Here is a 20,994-nt window from a genome sequence, read left to right on the forward strand (position 1 = left end):
AGTTAAATTAGTAAATCATTCAGTTTCATGAGGAGGATTTTATGCAATCTAACTTATCTCCTAAAGAAATTGTTGGGAGCAATATACATAAAGCTCGCCGAGCTAAAGGGCTAAGTGGTTCTGAGTTAGCTGATTTACTTTTATGCTCTCAGCAACATGTTTCACGTATTGAGCGCGGAGTTATTCGACTACACCTAGAGCAGATTAAGCAAATTGCGAACTCGCTTGATATTGATATTAATTGTTTATTAGATGGCGTTGGATTTCAAAATAACTCAATAAATTATATCCATAATATGGAATGTTATTTTAAAGCTGAAGGATGGTTTTCTGGAACTAGTCAATTTATGAAATAGGCTTAACCTTATGTCAGGAAATATAATAAAACCAACATTTAATATTATTGTAGGAAAGAAAATAAAAAGATACAGAAAAGAAATGAATTTAACTGCTGAGGAGTTAGGGAGATATATCGGCGTAAGTCAGCAGCAAATTTCCCGTTATGAATCAGGAGTTAACCATATTAATATTGATTTTCTTTCTCAATTATCTGAGTTATTTAAAGTACCAATTCAAGTTTTTTTGATAGAAGACTAAATATGTTATTTTAATTATTAATAATTAAATTTTAATTTTTAGCATTTGATTTTTTTAAATCAAATGCTAGTGCTCTGCTTTTTTCCAGTTCATTGCAAATAGAGTGTCTGCAATGAGCAATGAGCAATAAAAATTGACACTCATTCTTTATTTAACAAAAAACATAGGACTTTATATTCATGAAAATGAAATCTATTGCAATGGCAACTTTTATGGCTCTGGGATTAGCTTCTGCAGCAAATGCAGCGGATCAAGGCCACGGTAAAATAACGTTCAAAGGCGCTATTATCGATGCACCATGCTCAATCTCTCCTAACTCAATCGACCAAACAGTTGAATTAGGCCAAATTTCTAACATGGCATTAGTTGATGGCGGTAAATCAACTCCACGTCCATTCGAAATCACTTTAGATAATTGTGATATCACTAAACTGGCTAAAGGTGTTCAATTAACCTTTAGTGGTGCTGCTGCATCTTTCGACAATACCAATAAAACACTGGGTATTGTTGGTACTGGTGCTGGCGCTGGTGTTCAGATCACTAATGGTAGCGGCAATGTGGTGACTTTAGGAACAGCTACACCATTCCAACAAATTCAAAATGGTAACAACACACTGAATTTCGCTGCTTACTTAAAAGGTAATGGTGGCGATATCGACACTATCACTGCCGGTGACTTTAGCTCAGTAGCGGATTTCACTTTGTCTTACGAGTAATTCATCTTGAGCCAACAAATTAATTTGTTGGTTCATTCCGACTGAATTGGGTGTAAGAGAGGAAGCAATGAATCATTCGATAACCAGTGGAGTGTTTTCATTGATCTTAAGTATAGGCACGTTGACTGCGGTATCAACTGCACATGCTCAAGGCTCAGTGAGTATGAATGGAAGCATTATTGAAACAGCATGTGCAATTGATGTCGGCAGCCGTGATCAAACTATTGATATGGGAAGTATTGCACTGACTCAAATTCGCCGTGATGGACAAGGACCGGCTCGCCCTTTTGTTATCCGATTAGTGAATTGTGTTCTTGAACGCCAAAATCCTGACAAACCGAATTGGCAATACTTTCGCGTAACATTCGATGGCTCCCATGACAGGGGGTTATTTGGTGTAAACGGACAAGCTCAAGGTGTTGGATTACAAATTCAACGTGAGGGAGATGGTGAAATTGCCATACCAGGCCAAGGAATGTCAGTGAGCGCACTAACAGCTGGAACAAAAGATCTCACCTATCGGCTACGGTTGGTGGCGAATAACCGCCCATTGGTATCAGGCCAATACTACAGTCAATTACGCTTCAAACTGGATTATGAATAGTCGGCTCCTCTTATAAATGAAACTCCCTTTGTAGGATGAGCTTCGTGAGCGAAATGACATTACGGATAAAAGAACGCAAAAGAAGGTCGAGATGATGACCCTGAATTTCATTCACACGCCTGTGTTACAGATAACTCGGCCTTGCAGATTAGGGCTTTTAGTCGCGTTGGCTATTAGCTTTGGTGGTCACGCATCCGATATTACATTTAATATGGATATGCTAGACGTCAATGATCGTAACAACATTGATCTAAGCCAATTTGCGCGTCCAGGCTATCTCATGCCTGGTGAATACAGTTTTACGGTCTTCTTAAACAAGCAAAGCATGCCGGAAGAAACTGTCTTTTACTATGCACCTGAAGGTGAGTCGAATGAAAGCCTCCCTTGCCTGAGCCCTGCTTTAGTTGAAAAATTCGGTATCAAACCTGAATTGATGTCGACATTGAAGTGGTGGCACGAAGGACAGTGTTTATCACTTGAAAGTTTGCCCGGAACTGAAGTTAAAGCCGACCTTGCGACTTCGGCTATGTATATTAGTTTGCCGCAAGCCTACCTCGAATATACCGCTGAGAATTGGGATCCTCCTGCACGCTGGGAAGAAGGATTACCCGGCGCATTGTTTGATTACAACTTAAATGCACAAGTGGGCCAACAAACCCGCTCAGGACAACAAACTAACTACAGTACCAGCGGTAATGGGGTTGCTGGTGTTAACTTGGGTGCTTGGCGTGTTCGTGCTGACTGGCAAATGCGTATTGATAAGCAACAAGGGCAAAGCACGACCACATCACTAGATTGGACTCGTTATTATGTCTACCGAGCAATCAAATCCTTAGGCGCAAAACTCACCTTAGGTGAGGATTATTTAACCTCTGATATTTTTGATAGTTTCAGGTTTACAGGGCTTAGCCTGATTACCGATACCAATATGCTACCACCTAATCTACGTGGATACGCACCAGAAATTACTGGGGTAGCAAAAAGTAATGCAACCGTCATCGTGAGCCAACAAGGACGCATTATTTATCAAACTCAAGTCGCTGCGGGCCCATTTCGTATCCAAGACCTAAATGATGCATTAGCTGGGCAAATCGATGTTGAAGTTAAAGAACAAGACGGCTCAACACAGAATTTCACTGTAAATACTGCAAGTGTTCCGTATTTAACACGTCCGGGGCAACTGCGTTACAAATTAGCCGCAGGGCGCCCAACAAATTGGCGCCATCATGTTAGTGGCGATACCTTTGCAAGTGGCGAATTCTCTTGGGGGGTTAACAACGGCTGGTCACTGTATGGTGGTGGAATTGGTGCAGAAAACTATGCATCCGCGGCTATAGGGATTGGTCGTGACTTAATGGTATTCGGTGCATTGTCATTTGATGTCACTCATGCTCGGGCGCATTTAACCAACTTAAGTGGTATTGACGATAAAACGTATCGTGGGAGCTCGTATCGTTTAAGTTACTCTAAACGTTTTGATACCTATAACAGCCAAGTGACATTTGCAGGATATCGATTCTCTGAGCAAGGTTTTATGAGTATGTCTGAGTATTTGGATGCGCAGGAAACAGGTGCTCGCCAATACAACAGCAAAGAAATGTATACCATCTCTTATAACCAACAGTTTTCAGAGTTAGGGCTGAGTGCGTTCATCAATTATTACCATCAAACCTATTGGGATCAACCCGATAACGACCGCTATAGTATTTCGTTAGCGCGCTATTTTGATATTGGTAAATGGAAGAATCTTAGCCTCAACTTGACGGCCTATCGAAATCGTTATCGTGAAAGTAATGATGATGGCGTATATGCGTCACTCACAGTGCCTTGGGGTGAAAAAAGCTCCGTTAGTTATAACAGTAGTTGGGATAAAAATGATAACTCACAGCGTGTGAGTTACTACAGTACCATCGATGAGAGAAATAACTATCAGCTAAGTACCGGATGGGCGCGTTCAGGTGCGCTCGTGAGTGGCTATTACACTCATCAGGGAGACTTAGCACAGCTCAACGCAAACGCAACTTACCAACAAGACCGTTATCGATCTGCAGGGTTCTCTTTGCAAGGTGGTTTCACCGCAACAGAGAAAGGTGCCGTACTACATCGTGGTAGTCAAATTGGTGGTACTCGCATATTTGTTGATACCGATGGTGTGCCTAATATCCCATTACGTGGTTACGGCTCCATTGTACGTACCAACCGCTTTGGACAAGCCGTTATTAGTGACGTGAATAGCTATTACCGCAACCAAATTAGCGTTGATTTGAATGCATTACCAGATGAAGCACAAGTGTCTCAATCTATAAAGCAAGGCACTTTAACAGAAGGGGCAATTGGCTACCGTCAATTTGATGTTGTCGCAGGAAATAGTGCGATGGCGTTGTTAAGGCTATCGGACAATAGTACACCACCTTTCGGAGCAATAGTCTTAAACGGTCGTGGTCAGCAAGTCGGTATGGTGGGTGATGATGGAAATACCTATCTCACTGGTTTAAATGCAAAAGATACCTTGCAAGTTCGTTGGGATGACCAAGTGCAGTGTGAAATCACACTCCCTAATACCTTGCCAGAAGATGATTATTTACAGGCAAGCTGGTTACTACCGTGCCACAAACCGGGAGCAAAAGCCGCATCGCCAGCGACCATAAAGACACAATCAGCCAGTCGTGCATTAGAAGCAATGCCGAAAACAGCAGAACTTGTTGTGCCTGTTGTTGAAAGAACGGCGCCAAAGGAACTAAGTCGCTGGTTACAAAAATAATAAAAATGGTGGTACGCAAAGAGCGATGAGTGTTCCTTAACCATAGAAGATAACAATATGATGAATAACATGATGAAAAACAAATTGATGAACAAAAAAAATGCCCATAGAGCAGTATTCGCATTGGCTAGCGTTGTGTTGACTTCAACAACGCTATCTTCTGCTCAAGCAGCAGTTGCCTTAGACAGAACTCGAGCGATTATTACAGGAGACGAAAAATCGATCAGTTTAAATATCAGTAATGAAAACAAACAATTACCTTATCTCGCTCAAGGTTGGGTGGAGAATGAGAAAGGTGAAAAAATAAGCGACCCATTTACGGTATTGCCACCGGTGCAGCGTGTTGAACCAGGGGCAAAAAGCCAAATCAAAATCCAAGCGCTGCCAAGTGCTGCTGCACTGCCGCAAGACAGAGAATCCGTGTATTACTTTAATTTGCGTGAGATTCCACCAAAAAGTGATAAGCCCAATACACTGCAACTGGCGTTACAGACACGTATCAAATTGTTTTATAGACCGAAAGCAATCATTCCGACACGTGAGCAAATGGATAACCCATGGCAGGAAAAAGTAACTCTTACGCGTCAGGGTAACCAGTATACGATTAATAACCCAACTGCCTATTACGTTTCTTTTGTCGATGCTGTTCCCAACAAAAATGGACAAACGGTCGCAGGGTTTGAGCCAGTGATGGTGGCACCAAAAAGCAGCAAAGCACTGAACGTCAGTGCAGACGCATTAGGTAATAAACCTGTGCTGACCTATATCAATGATTACGGTGGTCGTCCAACACTGTCGTTTACATGTCAGGGAAATAGCTGCCATGTGGTACCTGAAAAAAAATAGACTGATTTGAAATGCGCGATGAGATAGCAGGAGAATATCATGACAAACACAAGCAGGATGCTCCGTTATGTGGGCTTAGGAAGTTTAGCGCTGAATTTATTCAGTAACATGGCGATGGGAACAGCCCTAAATAAAGTTGATAACTGGGATGTAGATGGTTCACATGGCACGCTATATGTCCATGGAGCCTTGACGGAAAGTGCTTGTCGTTTAGCAATGTTATCAGCATATCAAACTATTAATTTAGGTACTGTGGGAACAGGACAGCTTCAGCATGTCGGGCAAACAGGTAACCCTGTTGCGATTGAGCTGCGTTTAGAGGATTGTTTAAGTGGTGAAAGCCGCAGCCGCACTGCACAGGGGAATCTTTTGTGGAGCCAACAAATGCCGTCAATGAAGGTCCGCTTTTTGGCTCCTATAGATATTCAAGACCCGCGCTTGGCAGCTGTTATCGGTGTTCAGGGGATTGGCCTGCAATTAAGTGATGCAGCGGGTTCACCAATTAACTTAGGTGAGTACAGTACACCACAGTTGGTTTCACCTGGGCAAAACCAATTAACTTACTATGTAACGCCAGTACGTACCTCTGCTCAACTAAATGCTGGAGCTTATCAGGCGTTAATTAGATTTCAGGTAAGTTATGAATAGGAGCATGGAGATGAGAGGAGCTTATTTTTTTACTATAGGCTTGAAAGCGTGTGTTCTAGCTGAGGTAATTCTCTTTGGTACTCTGATTTCACTCAGCTTTTCTTACAATGCTATCGCTGCAAATCTAAGCTCTAATATCCAAATTCGCGTGACGGTATACGGTGAGCCGGAATGTACCCTTGGCGGTGCAACAACGACCTCTGTAGATTTTGGCGATATACATCAGGCAAAGATTGATGGTGCTTATGGGCGCTCACCTATTAATTATAACTTGATATGTAATGGCTTATATAAGAATACATTAAAGATGACGCTGAAATGGACTGATAGGCAAATTAATGGTGAGTCATCCGTGACGACCAATCTCCCGAATTTAGGTATTGCCATTTACCGTGATGGAACCCGCCTTAGTAATGGTGCGACATTCAATTTTAATTATGGGAGTTCGCCTGCTTTGTATGCCGTCCCTGTTAAACCTACAGGCGTAAACTTAACATCAGGTGGGGATTTTACGGGCAATCTCACGATGGTATTGGATTACCAATAGGATGATATCAATGAAATTATTCCGTTATCTTCTCTCGGTCTGCATGATTCTTAGCCTGTTTAGCCAAAGCCAAGCAGCAACACTTGGTATCCAGCTAAAAGGTCGATTATTGGTGACACCGCCCGTGTGCATTTTGAATAACAACCAGCAAGAAACTATACATTTTGGCGATATATTGCTTCCACGTATCGATGGAGTTCAATACAAGCGTACTGTACCAATGAGACTCAGCTGCACAAATCTAGCGAAAAACGCTATAAAGCTCACGCTTGTCGGCGATGGAACATCATTTAATAGCAATGGCGCATTAAAAACGAGTAACCCAAAACTCGGGCTTTCCTTTTATGTGAACAATGCTAAGCAAGTTATTAACCAGCCTTTCAATGTGTTATATACAGCGCTGCCAACCTTGGAGGTTGCTCCAGTAAAAAACAGTGATGCCAATTTTACGAATACCGATGGCGGATTTTTTACAGCGCTGGCAACACTGAAAATTGAGTATCAGTGAGAATGATTATGTGGAATAACAATCAAATTAAGCATTGGATGGCAGGATTTATAATGGTGATGTCCATATCTTCAGCGCAAGCAAATTGGGCTTGGGCATTTGATGGCACGTTAATTATTCCTCCTGTTTGCCAATTAAGCCATGACGACCCGATAAAAGTTTCATTTGGTAAAGTCGGTGTACGAAAAATCAATGGTACCGCCTTCAAGCAACCTATTCCTTTTCAATTAAATTGTGTTGGCGATATGACACAACCGTGGGATATCAGCTTGATATTCGGAGGAACACCTGCGGGAAGTGGATTTGATAATGCGACATTAAGAACGGTGACACCGTTGAATAATGGCAAATTAGGAATTCAAATTCAGAAAAATGGCCAACCTCAACCATTGAATGAACCCTTTTTGATTAATGCGGCTTCACTACCATCCCTTTCAGCAGTTCCTGTCATGCGATCAGGAAGCGAGCTCGTAGGGGATAATTTTACTGCATCAGGCACGTTAACCATTATTTTTGAATAGGAGGCGGCAGTCATAACTATGAATATTAAACGTAATATGAGCTTTGCCTTTGGCTTATGGTTTTTGGGGGTCACTGCCACTTTTTCTGCAAATGTGGAATTTGATGGCACGCTAATTGAAGATGCTTGTGACGTTTATCCTGGCGACGAATCGATTGAATTAGATTTCGGTACGATAGTGGATAAATACCTGTATTTGAATACTCAAACAAATAGCCAGCCTTTTACCATTCGCTTAATCAATTGCGATTTAGCATTAGGCCATGAAGTGAAAGTCACATTTATGGGCGCAGAAAGTTTGGCTTTACCTGGTTTATTAGCGTTAGATGCTGGAAGCCAAGCAACAGGTGTGGCGGTTGGTATTGAAAGTATTTCCGGTACGGCAATCAAAATTAATAGTGGCAGTTATACCCAAGGGTTGTATGCCGGAAATAATAATGACCTACGATTTCAAGCGTATGTGAGAGCTGAGCCAGTTGCATTGCAAAATAAATCAATTGTGCTTGGTTCATGGGCTGCGAGTGCCACGTTCAAATTAGATTATGAGTAAATCATTATGTATGCGAAAAAAGCAAAAATATACGGAATGTTAAATACAAGCCGTTTGAGTATTTTATTATTAATCATCGCATTAGCGTCTCTATTTCCTTCTCGCCCTGCCAATGCGATTGCGTATGTAATGCCTGTGAGTATGACCTCTGGAGCTTGGCCTCGTGTTGCGATGGACATTCTTTCTTGGAGTGAAGCAAGTGGTGTTACTAACCCTTGTTATGGATCAACCGAATGTTGGGTAGGCCCTGATGTTCTGTATGCATCTGGTGCGCCGTCGTTGAGTGGATCTTGCTTAGATTATGGTAACTGCATTCGAATTAACCAGTATCGAACAGCGGAAGAAGTCGCAGCGGCTTTTCGTAGCGCAAAAGGAATTCCTTATCGTGCATCGTTTGTCATTGATAGCCCAAATGCAACTTGTATTGGATTATTCTATGTTAACCATAAACCAACCCCAGGCGTTAGGAATGCAATCCAGTGGCCAGGTAGCGTCTGTGGTAAAATCCCACCTACAAATCAAACATGTAGTATTTCTTTGCCTGCTTTTGTTAATCACGGGGCTCTCAGTAACACAAGTTTGAATGGTAAAACAAACTCAGTTTCTGGCAATATCACTTGTACACAGGCTACAAATATCAATTTATTTGCTCGTTCAACCACGGGTGAGCGTTATGTATATTTAAATTCGACTTCTAACTTTTATTCAAATCCATTAATTAACAATCAAAATGGCTGGAATGGCGTGAACATGAACATTTCTGGAAATAATGCGGCGAATTCATTTACATTCACTTCTGAATTACATGCATCAGGAACGGTAACACCTGGGTATTACACTGGAAATGCAGTCGTCATTATTGCATTTAATTAGTTAATCAAAACCTTCGAACCCAATTCACTGACTTGATAGTTGAGCTTTACTGGTAGTTATGGGGGTAGTGTTCTTTTTATTGTATGAGTGCGGATCAATTGAAATTACTGGCTTATTTAGAAGCTCGTAATTGCGCTTTCCTTGATATAGATACACCCTCAGTACAAAGAAAGGATCAATTGACTGAATTGGCACAACGTTGGTTAGCTCAACGTTTGGAGGAGAATTAACGAACCACCTGCTAAACTAATAATTCTTTGCCATTGGTTGAGGAGTTCGTAGAGTTTTCGGACTCCATAAAAAAGGGTAGCTATTTAGCTACCCAATTCGGCCAGTTCTTTAACTCAATGCCACGGCTTTGTAATTCTTTTCTGATTATATGCTTAATCCAAGCCGATACAGACGATGTCCACTCCCTACTAATTGAGACACACCCATTTAGAGTTTTCTAGTTGCTGACAATTTGCGTTTCAGTAAAACGAACGTTTTCATAACGGCTTCTGTAATTTTTAGGGCAGAAACTCTAATTATAGCTATCTTATTTTAGGGGAAGTGGACAGTTGAGATATCGTTTTTTAAAAAGTAATAACTAAAAAATGCCAGACGCGTTACTTAAAAAAATCATGAACAGTATCATTCCATTCGTGTCCTAAAATAGACCATTTATGATTTGTTGGTGGCGGAAAACCACTACGACAATACCCATTTTTAGTCTCAAAATTAAATATACCATGTGGGTAATTATTAATTAACAGAACGCACTTAAGACTATCTTCTGACCAGCCAATTTTGACATCAGATGGAATGTTTCTATCTGAAATATCCTCTACATTGTAAATATGGAGGGCGTCCTGAATTGGGTTGCCTTCAGCAGATTCATCTAGCGCATAGAAGTATCCTGTTTCTCCATCATCTTCAAATACAGCTGCAAATGTACCTTCAGGGGCCAAACTTTCGATTACTTTTTCCTGCCCCACGATAATTTGCTCTTGAGCTGTAACTAGTATTGTCATATGTGGTTCCTTAATTTATGCACCTGTAAAGTAAAAAAACTGTCAAAACTCAGTATAGAAAAAGCTCGTCATATGTAAAAATATTTATCTTACAATCCTACATATGTATAAATACGCTAGTCTTAGTGGTGGCAGTTTTTGTTAGGGATTCATTTTATTATAATCGCTCAAATCTATTAATACCTGAATTTAATCGGTAATGAGTGGAAATGCCTATGGCTGTTTCTCCATTAGTGCAAAACGTTATCGACGGTTTACTTGGACGATAATTGTGATGTGCTTGATTAAATACTAATTACTCTTGTACCAATCATCGTGGCTTGCCCTCCAACTCTAACACGACGAATCGCCTGTGCTTGTCTATCAATCGTCACTTGGATCATCGAAGAACAGCCCATTGCTCGCCCTTGCTCTAACAGAAAGTGAGTTTCATTAGGTAAGACATGATTGACCAAATAGCACCCTAGCGCGCCGCTGGCACTGCCAGTTGCCGATTCTTCATCTATGCCATATAGAGGGGCAAAATTTCGGCAGTGGGCTGTGATGGGGGCATGGTGGCTCAGCTCAAAGACATGGAAACCGATAGTACCGAATTCACGACTTAAGTTTGCGATAGCGTCATGATCGGGGTGCAGAATATCTAATTGGCCAGCCTGCACGGGAATGATGATATCAGGCAAACCTGTTGAAATGATTTCAATGGGAAAGCCAGTTTCTGTAATAGCCTCGGGCCGTATACCGATGGCAGCGGCGATATCTTCAACATCAGGCCCATGCCGCGTGATAGGTAAAGCTTGATCCATGACGATACTGTCAGGACTGACGGTTACGTTTAGAATACCAGCTTTGGTTTTTTGTGTATAAGAGCCTGGTGTAAGCAAATTAAGTGAGGCTAGAGTGAAAAAAACGGCTAGTGTTGCATGCCCGCAAAAATCGACTTCCCCTTCCGATGTGAAAAAATCCACTTCAAAATCCGTCTCCTCGCCAGTATAGACAAATGCAGTCTCGGAAAAACCAACTTGACGTGCGATAGCTATTTTTTGTGCAATGCTTAGGTTTGGGGGATTGAGAACCACCCAAGCAGGATTACCGCCAGAATTATTCTGGGTAAATGAGTTCACAAGGTATACCTTGACGCCGTGCTCAACCGAGTATGCTGCCTCGTTTTGCATTAACTGCTCCTGTGTAATAAATAGGTTCTATACGTTTTGCGTATCGTTAATAGGTTGGATATCTTCAATGTGAGGTTGGGCATGGTCGCTTTTGTGTCGTGCCTAAAACATAAAATAGATTACATAGACGTTGCGGTAGCTCGGAAAAGTACCAATATTTTCAAAGCAACCTCTGCCCCAATATACCCAGATATTTTTCAATGCCACAGACAGCTAAATGCTTTCTCTGACCATCAAGCCTTTTATTATTGTGACAGAAACCCTTTCTATCATCTTTTTAGGAAGAAAGCTTGTAAAAACTAAAATGCTCGGACTTGTGCAGCTAAAGTAACATATAAAGCATCTCGATTTATGGGAGAGGTGCAATATTAGCTAGTACAACGAACATTTAACTCAATATCAGCGTCACTCACCTCTTTCATCATATTGTTTGTCGGTATATTAATTAACATAAATGGAATTTTGCTATGAAAGAGTGGGGTAAAATCATCGATTAACTGCAATATTAAGAATAACTAGGTGGTAAAAGATAATCGCATTTTACTGTTACTCGACAATAACTTGTTGGTCATTATTAATAAATGTAACATTCGGTATGTAAAATATTTTATTATTCTGTCCATATAGGTATTTAGTTAAATGAGAAAATTATCAGTCTTATGTGTTTGTATGGTTGCCTTATCGGGATGCGCAGTTACGGAATATAACTATACCCCTTCTTCACATAAGGTGAGCGAGCCAAAAATAGGAACTGTAAACACGATAAGTATTGGGCAACTCTTAGTAAGGGATGGAGTAATTAGTGAGATTGATGGGATCAAAGTGCTCGATTCAACTCAGATAGATTTAGCCTATAAAGTGACGCCAGGAACCTTTAAAAAGGTAGGGGAAAGCGATAAAGGTGATTTTTATATGCCTACGAATACGAATGATTCTGGTAGTGTGGTCGTTGAAGTTATTGGGCAACCATGGACTTCATTATTAGTAAAAAAAGAGAGTCATGAGCTATGTGTCGTCACCGAATTTAATGTCTTTATCTGTAGCGATAAGGCTAAATTTGATAAGGTGAAATTAAGTAATCCTGCAGGAAATTCCTTTGAAGAAGCATTAATTTTCAATGGGAAAAATGGTGACTCTGTAAATATAGGCTATAGGCAAATAGGTTCTAATATTGAAAACCAAGGCTTTAATAATGATATCCAGTATGATTTAAAGAAAAGTAATATTATTTCATACAAAGGCGCAAAAATTAAAGTGCTTGATAGCTCAGAACAATCAATAACATATGAAGTATTAAGTCATTTTTAGCGTCAAGTTATTTTCGTCAAACAGCCCGTACAACGGGCTTATTGGCATATATCTTCTTTAATGCTGTCTCAATGAAAGGCTACTTGCTAAATCATAGAACTTGTCATAATTTTTGATAGATTAAAACTAGGGGGATCGATATGAAAAAAGTGATAGACAAATTATTCGTGGTCGCTACATTTTTGATTGTTGCTTTATCCTTTATTTTTGCTAACGGTCTACCGTTTGATCCTACTGAAAAAAGCGAGCAAAAATAATTTTCAGAGAGTTTAACAAAAGGTCACTATAGTGAAGTGGCCTTATAAATCTACCACATGGGCTTCTGTTATAGGTCATGACTTGAAGTTTACAACAACAAATAGCCGTCACTTGTAGAGTATACTTATATCTTCGTGTTATCTTATAGATGATGTAAGTTTGGTGTTTTTAAACGTAATCTGATAATGACCTATGGGGCAGAGGAATAAAATCTTTCCTAGCGACTTTTTTAAACATATTAAATGAATGCCAGTCAGTAGGTTATCTAATTGATTTTATACTCCTTTGGTCAAATAACGATAATTAAAATGTTATAGGAATGTACTGGCTCAATATGAAAGTTATCATTTATTGAAGCTAGATTATGAAAAAATTACAGCCCACTAATGAAAGGAAGTTATGAAATACGAAATGGTGACAGTAAGTTAAATATCCTGTATTCTTGTCTAAAATTTTTAGTAAGCTGATAAGGATATTAAGTGAAAAAACCTATTTCATTATGGATAATTCAGATAATTATTATAATTAATATATCTTCATTTTTGTTTTATTTGTTAAAAAACACATCTTTTTTATTTGTTGTTTACAAGATGAACATTCCTCTTTACTTGAAAATTGAAACTTACTTCTTTAACGCAATCATGTTATTAGTATTAGTCATTCAAGTTGCTGCTTTGTATTTATCATTTAAAAGAAATCGGTTAGCCAGAATATTTACCTTATTAGGATGGTTTTGTTTTCTTATTTCATTCTTATATTCTAATTTTAGTGGTGGGTGGGCCAGCATCCCAGAAGGTCCTATTCGTTATGATAGTGATCTTGAAAGGTTGGGGGCACTTTGGGGGAAGTATGAGGAAACTGCATTATGTTTGCTGTTAACTGCATTTTTGTGTTTTTCAAAAAAAATGAAACAGTATTTTCAATTTAACTAGTTCCTTCTTATTTTCTTAAGAAACAACCTTAATTTAAGGTCTTAATGATAGATGTGTTGATAGAGTTGGTGTTTTATGTTGTTGAAAAAACAGTACATTTATATGTTGATTTAGAGATGGCGTATGGTACTTCCACATGCGTAAATAAAGATGAATAAATGTATATTCACTGCAAATTTTCTAATTCGGCAATTCTATCTATAACAGGTGTTGTGACATTATTCGCATATTCAAAAGTGTCGAGATAAATAATGTTTTTTCTGTCGAATCCTTTTCTATAAAACATGTATTTCAAACCTGGGGCGCAGACCAGAAGTCTAGCACCTTGTTCAATAAGTTTTTTTATATCTGATTCGGTGTCATCTCGGTAAACATGCCAGTCTAAATTTTTCTGTGCTATCGCTTTTTGTAGGGCTAATATATAGTTATCTTCGGTATATAAATTAAACAAAGCGCCGAAAATACCGGAACCTGTTACCCCTTGTATAGGGTTTCTGCCAAGTATAGGGCTAGGCATATAGATAAAGTATATTTTTTTCTTTTCCATCTTTTGCCTTGTCGAATTATCAATATCGTAATATATAAACGTACCACACTGACTAGGAACATTGATATAAATTTATGCTAGTTTCAACCCTACTGATGGATTGAAATAACTGTTTTTGACCTTTGCTTGTAAAACATCACCTCTATAGCTAAAGAGGGGATACATAAGCGCTCAAGACGTGTCCTCGGTGTGCTCTTCATCTATGAACGTCGGGTGGCGCCATATTGCCATATAAAGAGGTGAATAGTGTTATGGCAATTTCTTCACATTTAGGTACCTAATCTTCTGAACTGCGCAAACCACTTCGACCATAAAAAGTACCGTATGATATAGATTGGTGTGTGATAAGACGGGGAATTACGGAAAGGATGATTTTGTCGCTATGCCATCATCACTCATCTCACTTTGCACATGTTCTGATGTTATCGATTTATAATGATTGTGCATTGAACATTTATGTTAATGAGTAGTAATTTTTTTATCAAATTAAATGATGAGCGATAAGCTATTTTATTACGCTTGATGGTGAGCAAATGAAAATATAGTTATTTTTACTTATATCAATATTCTGGGGTGTGAAAATTAAAGCCATTTAACCTTAACAACAGTACCTGTTTCTATGCATACTATGACTTCGGATTTATAAGAGTAAAGATATTTTTACAGTGCTTGGAATATTTCGTAAGTATAATATAATTAAAAGTTATTTTTCCTAATTTAAGTGTCTTTTTGCTTAAGTTTTACTCAAATTTGCTCATCGGATGGCTCGAAAAGATGAGATAAATCTTATTTATTTAGGTGGTTACCATTAGCATATTTAGGAGCATACATGCTATTATTACGTGTAATGTTTTTTATTAACTAACTGATTTTTATGTAAAATATTATATTGATAATAAATTAAATTAATGATTATTGAAAATAAACCACAGCATACAAGTCGTTTAGAGGTATAAAATTAAAAATGAGTAATAAATACCTATTGGCAATTACACCGCTAATTACTTTTTTTATCGCTTCTGAATCTTTGGCATTTCAAAAGCAACAATATAATCCTGTTGTGTTCAACATGGCACAACTCTATGATTTTAATCCAGTTAAAGGAAATGTTAAAGAAATTAGGTCCGTCGTTTACAATAAAGACAAGTCTATTAACTATGAGTCATTGTTAAAAATTGGTCGTGATGGCTGCATAGATAGTTTTGCTTTAAACCAAAAAAAGGACGAATACCTCAGTGGTGTACATAATTATCTCTTTGTTGAGAGAGTTAAAAATAAATTAGTTGGTAGGGATAATAATGGCCCTGTAGAAATGGAAATCGGTAATAACTGTACGATATTATCAAGAAAGGATAATAATGGAAAACTGATATATCGATATAACAAAGAAGGGATTATTATCGGCTCTGTATTGGCAGATAATAAAACAAAGTTTAGCGAAAATAATTATAATGAGTTTAAACTACCAACAACGATAAAATATTACAAAGATAATAAAGTAATATCTGAAACCATTATTACATATGGGAAAGATATCACTAAGCCATTTGATCTGTTAATGAAAATTCGTGTGTTAGGTCAGACTATTCTACAAGTAGACTCTAAATGTGATTACAATAGCCAAAATATTGCACATAAGTGTCATTTTGAACTAACAATAAATGAAAATGGTCAGGACATTAAGTTAATCAAAGATAGTACGACGGAAGTGTCATTCTATTGATAGCGAAATTTTTATAAAGGAGCTTTAGTCCGTGTCCAAGAATCGCCCTCTCAGAGTATAACTGGCTTTTAATTTTTAAAAGCCAGTTATAAGAGGGTATAAATTGTTATTTTAGCAACCTAACTTGAAATCTCGTGTTAGGCGTATCCCGTGAATGGCTACTATGGCGTAGTCTTAAGGAAATTTACCACGACCCTGAAGAGCCGCCTCCACCGGAGCTCCCGCCACCACCTCCGCTAAATCCGCCACCGCCTCGGCTTCCACCACTGCCGCCTCGGCCATTATTATTGCTCCCACCAATGTACACATTGATAAAACCAAAATAATGACCAATGCCAATGATGCAACCAACACTACTTGAAATAACGGATGAAATAACAAAATCACCTTCTGATATGACGAGTGCAAATAGAAAAATAAAACCAGTAAATAAGAAGGCAATAGTAATCGAAAGACGCTTTTTTTCTGACTTAATAATGAGGCCAAGTATTTTATAAATAATAGCAACAGCCAAAAATAAAAGTAGAAATATCGCAACAAACATAGTGAAAGCGAGGATGAACACCATCCAGGTGGGTAGTATTTTGAGAAAAAGGAATTGGCTCCAACGTGGTAATTCTGTATATAAAAAATCTTCTCCAAACTTCATGCCATTACCTGCGGGGTTATTAAAGCCGCCAGTGTAAGCAGTTAACAAGAGAATGATAGCGATTGGAATTGCAGCCTTAAGTTTATGTAATTTAATAAGATGATATATGATAAAAAGCCAGATATAAGCGCTTGCCGCTAGTACGATAGCAAGTGAAGCATCTAATAAACCAAAGGGAGCAGGTTGTTTAGAAATAAAAAAGCTAGGAGTTTTGGCGTCAGGGAGTGGCTCATTTTTTATTAAGGCGATTAGGGAATCAATAGTACGGTTGAGACCTCCTGCATAATTACCGCGCTTAAATTCAGGTATAAAATCATATTCTAAAATACGCTTTGCAAGGCTATCGCTGATTGCCCCTTCTAACCCATAACCCACCTCGATACGCATTGTACGGTCATTGACAGAGACGAGTAAAAGAACACCGTCATCAATATTTATACGACCAATCCTCCATTGATTGAATACTTTTTCTGCATAGCTTTCAATATCTAATGGGGAAGTACTCTTTACGATTAAAATGGCAATTTGCGACCCAGTTTGTTGCTGAAATAGCGCTAACCGTCGAGCTAAACTATCGCGCTGTTCTGTTGTTAATAAATGTGCTTCATCCACGACGTGACTGGTCATCGTGGGAATAGAAAGTGTATTCGCAAAAGTGGGAATAGAGAACAATAAGAAAAACAATCCCCATAGCCATTGTTTTGTTTGCTGAATTTTGCCAATCATCGTGGAATCCTTTCTGAAAGGGTGAATTTCATTATATTCGATAGTCATATAACGTCAGCATATACTGACTGAATAATACATAATCTTATTTAATTTGTAATCGTTTTCATAGGATGGAATAGCGTTTTGAGAAATAATGATTAAATTAAAATTAATTTAATCATTGAATATTGTTCCGATAATATAAGAATATTCGTTAAAACCTGTCATTCATATCATTAAATGTTAATAGGCTACTCTTGAACTCTTGAGTAGCAAAGCTCACATATTGTCTAACAAAAGCTTAATTTCTAATCGCAACGAGGTGACATTACTCACATTCTTTAACTTATCTTGCTATTTAAGACATTTTTTTCTCGCACTTAATAGATTTATCGTCTTTATTAAATTTTATACAGAAATGTTATTGAATTGTGACAGACGGATAAAGAATAAAGTGAATACAGCTTATGTGAGGGCAGAATGGAACTGATAACAGCTTGGTTAGGAGAACTTAACGGTATTGTGTGGGGAGTTCCCATGTTGATTGGGATCCTCGGTGTTGGGATCTATATGCAGCTCCGATTGGCATTTTTGCCAATCCGTAAATTGGGTACAGGGTTTAAGTTACTGTTTCAGAAAAATGAGGATAGGGGTGAAGGGCAAATATCGCCTTTTAATGCGTTAATGACAGCATTATCGGCGACAATCGGTACTGGTAATATCGCAGGGGTTGCCACCGCTGTGGTGATGGGAGGGCCAGGCGCGCTGTTTTGGATGTGGATCACGGCATTGGTTGGTATGGCCACAAAGTACTCAGAAGCTGTGCTTGCGGTACGTTTTCGAGAAGTCGATAAGTATGGACAATATGTTGGTGGCCCAATGTATTACATCAAAAATGGTTTAGGGCCTAAATGGATTTGGTTAGGTACATTATTTGCTCTTTTTGGTGCTTGCGCCAGTTTTGGAATTGGGAATACTGTACAAGCGAACTCTGTTGCCGATGTGCTGGAAAGTAACTTCGGCGTGCATAAATGGTTGACTGCTGGGGCACTTGTAATCTTAGTTGGTGCTGTGTTAATTGGTGGATTGCGTCGTATCTCTGATGTTGCAGGGAAACTCGTACCATTCATGACCGTGGCTTATTTTGGTGCAGGTTTATTGGTATTAGGGCTCAATTTTACGGAGATCCCAGCTGCATTCTCTTTAGTGATTACCTCAGCATTTACACCGGTTGCGGCTCAGGGTGGGTTTGCAGGTGCTGCTGTATGGGCGGCAATTCGCTTTGGTGTTGCGCGTGGCGTATTTTCCAATGAGGCTGGTTTGGGAAGTGCACCTATTGCTCACGCTGCGGCAAAAACTCAAAACCCGATCCGCCAAGGGTTGATCGCAATGTTAGGTACTTTTATCGATACCATTATCGTGTGTTCGGTAACAGGTCTTACTATCATTATTACTGGTGGATGGTTAACAAGTGAAACAGGGGCGACACTAACCGCATCTTCTTTCCAATCAGCGATCCCCGGTGGGAATTATATTGTTGCCGTTGCGTTAGCCATATTTGCTTTTACCACTATCCTAGGATGGAGTTTTTACGGTGAAAAATGTGTGCAATATTTATTTGGGGTGAGGGCAATTAAGGTCTTTAGGGTGTTATGGCTTATTGCATTACCGATTGGTGCAACCCAATCTCTTGATTTTGTTTGGCTACTTGCAGATACCTTAAACGCGATGATGGCGATACCGAACTTGATTGCTCTATTATTGTTAAGTCCGGTTGTTTACCGTTTAACGCGGGATCATATTAAAGATGTCAATGCCGACAGCATTGATATGGAAAAATAAATAATATCACTGATGGCCTCACGCTCTGTGAGGCCATCTCAACATTTAGGTGGTAGGGTATTTTCGTTTTTTATTTTGCTCTTATTCGCACCTAATTCTTTTCCAACGCCTTTCCCTGTTAGACCTATATTTCTTATATGTAATATCGATTTTTTCTATTTATAAATAGAATAGCGCTATGATTTCACAGGAAAAATATTGCAATTGTGTAGAGGCAATGTTTTCATAAAAACCCGAATGGTGATGCGAGTAATATATTAATAAGCTAATAATACGGAGGGAAAATGCTAAAAAAGGGGATTTCGATTGCGATGTTGTGTGCGATTTGCTTACCCGTGCAAGCGATGAAAGAATATGATCTTAAATGCCCTGAAAGGGGAGTGATGACCGTACTACATACAAATTATTTAATTAGCACATTGAAGTGGGGAAGCCGCTTTATTGTCTCTCACCCGGCCATTAGTTATAACGAACACAATGTAAACTATAAAATTTATAATTTCTTAAATGGTGATTCATTAGTGAAAAAGGCAGGGGATCATAAACGTTACTATTTTATTTATAAGGATGGGGAAAAGGTCGAATGCACGAAAATAGGGGAAGCGGAATTGGAAATAACGAAATTACCGATTGTTCATAATGTGAGCTGAATATCGCCACCCAAAGTATGAGTGGCGATAAAAATAACTTACTTACGTGCGTCTAACAGTTGTTGCGCATTGTCTTTTGTGACTACAGTCCAAGGGATTTGGTAACGTTTATCTTTACCGTCATTCCATTGCAGTTGATCGGCATATTGTTTCCAAATAGCTGATTTGGGTTGATAGCTGTCGCCTTTGACTGACTTCATTGCGATATCAATCGAGCCCTGCATTTGAGCATTGGCATCTTGTAGGATAGAAACCATTTCTCCGTTCTGCACTGCTAGGATTGCATCAGAAACACCATCCACACCAGCAATAGCAAAGCTATTTACATCAAGGCCGGCACCTTTAATGGCTTCGATAGCACCTAAAGCCATTTCATCGTTTTGAGCGATGACGCCGTTGATTTTGCCACGGTGTTTTTGTAACCAGTTTTCCATGAGTGGCATTGCTTCTGCACGTGACCAGTTAGCCGTTTTGCGTTCTAATACTTTAATTTTTCCGGGGCCACATTCAGCGATAGCTTTATCGTTACCTTCACCGCGTTGGATCTCACCGCTACCCCCTTTAGGGCCTTCGATAATCACAACATTACCTTCACAGTTCATTTTATCGAGGACGGTTTTTGCTTCCATATAACCACCTAAAACGTCATCAGAAACAACTTCAGCGGTCATTTTATCCGTGTTGAGGCGTGCGTTAGTCACGATCACAGGGATTTTGGCATCATTTGCCATAGTGACGACATCAATGTTCGCTTCATAATCCATTGGGTTGATGATGATAGCATCTGCTTTAGTCTGAATTGCTGTTTCCGCTTGGTTGTTTTGCACCATCGGATCATAGCGACCATCGTAAACGGTGATCACCGCTTCACCCTCTTTAACCGCAGGGTGCTCTTTGGCGGCTTTTTCCATTAATTGAACAAATTCAGCTTTCATGCCATACATCAAAATAGCAATTTTGACAGGCTCCTCTTTGGCTGCAAGCGCCATATTACTCATGAATAGTGCAGTGGTAAGAGCTGC

Annotated in this window: 22 protein-coding genes and 1 pseudogene; 18 read left to right on the plus strand and 5 right to left on the minus strand. The window is 39.2% G+C overall.

The window, feature by feature from the left end; translation table 11 throughout:
• Positions 1-41: 41 nt before the first annotated feature.
• From PSE69_RS06125 to PSE69_RS19815, 13 genes and pseudogenes are all read left to right on the plus strand, one after another.
• Positions 42-356 carry a helix-turn-helix domain-containing protein gene (locus PSE69_RS06125; protein WP_004918238.1) on the plus strand — a complete coding sequence of 105 codons (315 nt, stop codon included), beginning with the start codon at positions 42-44 and terminating at the stop codon, positions 354-356.
• 10 nt (positions 357-366) lie between these two features.
• The gene (locus PSE69_RS06130; RefSeq protein WP_004918240.1) at positions 367-597 is read left to right on the plus strand and encodes a helix-turn-helix domain-containing protein; all 231 of its coding nucleotides are present in this window, start codon (positions 367-369) and stop codon (positions 595-597) included.
• Positions 598-776: 179 nt separating this feature from the next.
• Positions 777-1,313, plus strand: coding sequence for a fimbrial protein (locus PSE69_RS06135; RefSeq protein WP_014657973.1), 537 nt, complete (start codon positions 777-779; stop codon positions 1,311-1,313).
• A gap of 67 nt (positions 1,314-1,380) precedes the next feature.
• A complete protein-coding gene (locus PSE69_RS06140) occupies positions 1,381-1,917 on the plus strand; it encodes a fimbrial protein (RefSeq protein WP_014657974.1) in 537 nt (178 codons plus the stop codon).
• 91 nt (positions 1,918-2,008) lie between these two features.
• Positions 2,009-4,678, plus strand: coding sequence for an outer membrane usher protein (locus PSE69_RS06145; RefSeq protein ID WP_004918248.1), 2,670 nt, complete (start codon positions 2,009-2,011; stop codon positions 4,676-4,678).
• A gap of 57 nt (positions 4,679-4,735) precedes the next feature.
• Entirely contained in the window at positions 4,736-5,524 is a 789-nt protein-coding gene (locus PSE69_RS06150; protein ID WP_014657975.1) for a fimbria/pilus periplasmic chaperone, read from the plus strand.
• Between the two features lie 39 nt (positions 5,525-5,563).
• Complete coding sequence (locus PSE69_RS06155) at positions 5,564-6,172, plus strand: fimbrial protein (RefSeq protein WP_040132977.1); 609 nt, start codon at positions 5,564-5,566, stop codon at positions 6,170-6,172.
• Between the two features lie 10 nt (positions 6,173-6,182).
• Positions 6,183-6,719: a fimbrial protein gene (locus PSE69_RS06160; protein WP_014657977.1), complete on the plus strand. Its 537-nt coding sequence runs from the start codon at positions 6,183-6,185 to the stop codon at positions 6,717-6,719.
• A 10-nt stretch (positions 6,720-6,729) separates the two neighbouring features.
• A complete protein-coding gene (locus PSE69_RS06165; protein ID WP_014657978.1) occupies positions 6,730-7,227 on the plus strand; it encodes a fimbrial protein in 498 nt (165 codons plus the stop codon).
• Between the two features lie 2 nt (positions 7,228-7,229).
• The gene (locus tag PSE69_RS06170) at positions 7,230-7,748 is read left to right on the plus strand and encodes a fimbrial protein (protein ID WP_004918259.1); all 519 of its coding nucleotides are present in this window, start codon (positions 7,230-7,232) and stop codon (positions 7,746-7,748) included.
• Between the two features lie 18 nt (positions 7,749-7,766).
• Positions 7,767-8,297 (plus strand): fimbrial protein, encoded by a 531-nt coding sequence (locus tag PSE69_RS06175; RefSeq protein WP_004918261.1) that lies wholly within the window; start codon positions 7,767-7,769, stop codon positions 8,295-8,297.
• A 6-nt stretch (positions 8,298-8,303) separates the two neighbouring features.
• Positions 8,304-9,170 (plus strand): MrpH family fimbial adhesin, encoded by an 867-nt coding sequence (locus tag PSE69_RS06180; RefSeq protein WP_004918264.1) that lies wholly within the window; start codon positions 8,304-8,306, stop codon positions 9,168-9,170.
• A gap of 83 nt (positions 9,171-9,253) precedes the next feature.
• Positions 9,254-9,400 (plus strand): annotated as a pseudogene (locus PSE69_RS19815) (phage antirepressor Ant); the annotation flags it as partial.
• A gap of 378 nt (positions 9,401-9,778) precedes the next feature.
• Here PSE69_RS19815 and PSE69_RS06185 read toward each other — a convergent pair.
• Together PSE69_RS06185 and PSE69_RS06190 are read right to left on the minus strand one after the other, a co-directional pair.
• The gene (locus PSE69_RS06185; protein WP_004918269.1) at positions 9,779-10,183 is read right to left on the minus strand and encodes a DUF2251 domain-containing protein; all 405 of its coding nucleotides are present in this window, start codon (positions 10,181-10,183) and stop codon (positions 9,779-9,781) included.
• A gap of 284 nt (positions 10,184-10,467) precedes the next feature.
• The gene (locus tag PSE69_RS06190; RefSeq protein ID WP_272675169.1) at positions 10,468-11,355 is read right to left on the minus strand and encodes a PhzF family phenazine biosynthesis protein; all 888 of its coding nucleotides are present in this window, start codon (positions 11,353-11,355) and stop codon (positions 10,468-10,470) included.
• 639 nt (positions 11,356-11,994) lie between these two features.
• Between PSE69_RS06190 and PSE69_RS06195 the strand changes: the two genes are divergently transcribed.
• Both PSE69_RS06195 and PSE69_RS06200 read left to right on the plus strand, forming a co-directional pair.
• The gene (locus PSE69_RS06195; RefSeq protein ID WP_150376581.1) at positions 11,995-12,663 is read left to right on the plus strand and encodes a hypothetical protein; all 669 of its coding nucleotides are present in this window, start codon (positions 11,995-11,997) and stop codon (positions 12,661-12,663) included.
• A gap of 737 nt (positions 12,664-13,400) precedes the next feature.
• Positions 13,401-13,853, plus strand: a complete 453-nt coding sequence (locus PSE69_RS06200; RefSeq protein WP_088498581.1) for a hypothetical protein — start codon at positions 13,401-13,403, stop codon at positions 13,851-13,853.
• 166 nt (positions 13,854-14,019) lie between these two features.
• Here the strand turns inward: PSE69_RS06200 and PSE69_RS06205 are convergent, their stop codons facing one another.
• The gene (locus PSE69_RS06205) at positions 14,020-14,400 is read right to left on the minus strand and encodes a nitrogen fixation protein NifS (protein WP_223854717.1); all 381 of its coding nucleotides are present in this window, start codon (positions 14,398-14,400) and stop codon (positions 14,020-14,022) included.
• A 964-nt stretch (positions 14,401-15,364) separates the two neighbouring features.
• On the opposite strand from PSE69_RS06205, the gene PSE69_RS06210 reads away from it, so the two are divergent.
• A complete protein-coding gene (locus PSE69_RS06210; protein WP_004918281.1) occupies positions 15,365-16,123 on the plus strand; it encodes a YnfC family lipoprotein in 759 nt (252 codons plus the stop codon).
• A gap of 184 nt (positions 16,124-16,307) precedes the next feature.
• Here PSE69_RS06210 and PSE69_RS06215 read toward each other — a convergent pair whose 3' ends face one another.
• Entirely contained in the window at positions 16,308-17,498 is a 1,191-nt protein-coding gene (locus PSE69_RS06215) for a TPM domain-containing protein (RefSeq protein WP_171830837.1), read from the minus strand.
• Between the two features lie 462 nt (positions 17,499-17,960).
• Between PSE69_RS06215 and PSE69_RS06220 the strand changes: the two genes are divergently transcribed.
• Positions 17,961-19,322 carry an alanine/glycine:cation symporter family protein gene (locus tag PSE69_RS06220; RefSeq protein WP_004918286.1) on the plus strand — a complete coding sequence of 454 codons (1,362 nt, stop codon included), beginning with the start codon at positions 17,961-17,963 and terminating at the stop codon, positions 19,320-19,322.
• Positions 19,323-19,606: 284 nt separating this feature from the next.
• Complete coding sequence (locus PSE69_RS06225; RefSeq protein WP_004918288.1) at positions 19,607-19,972, plus strand: hypothetical protein; 366 nt, start codon at positions 19,607-19,609, stop codon at positions 19,970-19,972.
• 38 nt (positions 19,973-20,010) lie between these two features.
• On the opposite strand, the gene PSE69_RS06230 is transcribed toward PSE69_RS06225, so the two are convergent.
• Complete coding sequence (locus tag PSE69_RS06230; RefSeq protein ID WP_376738367.1) at positions 20,011-20,970, minus strand: substrate-binding domain-containing protein; 960 nt, start codon at positions 20,968-20,970, stop codon at positions 20,011-20,013.
• Between the last annotated feature and the right edge of the window lie 24 nt (positions 20,971-20,994).

It is taken from the genome of Providencia sp. PROV122 (genome assembly GCF_028482365.1).
GTDB lineage: Bacteria > Pseudomonadota > Gammaproteobacteria > Enterobacterales > Enterobacteriaceae > Providencia > Providencia stuartii.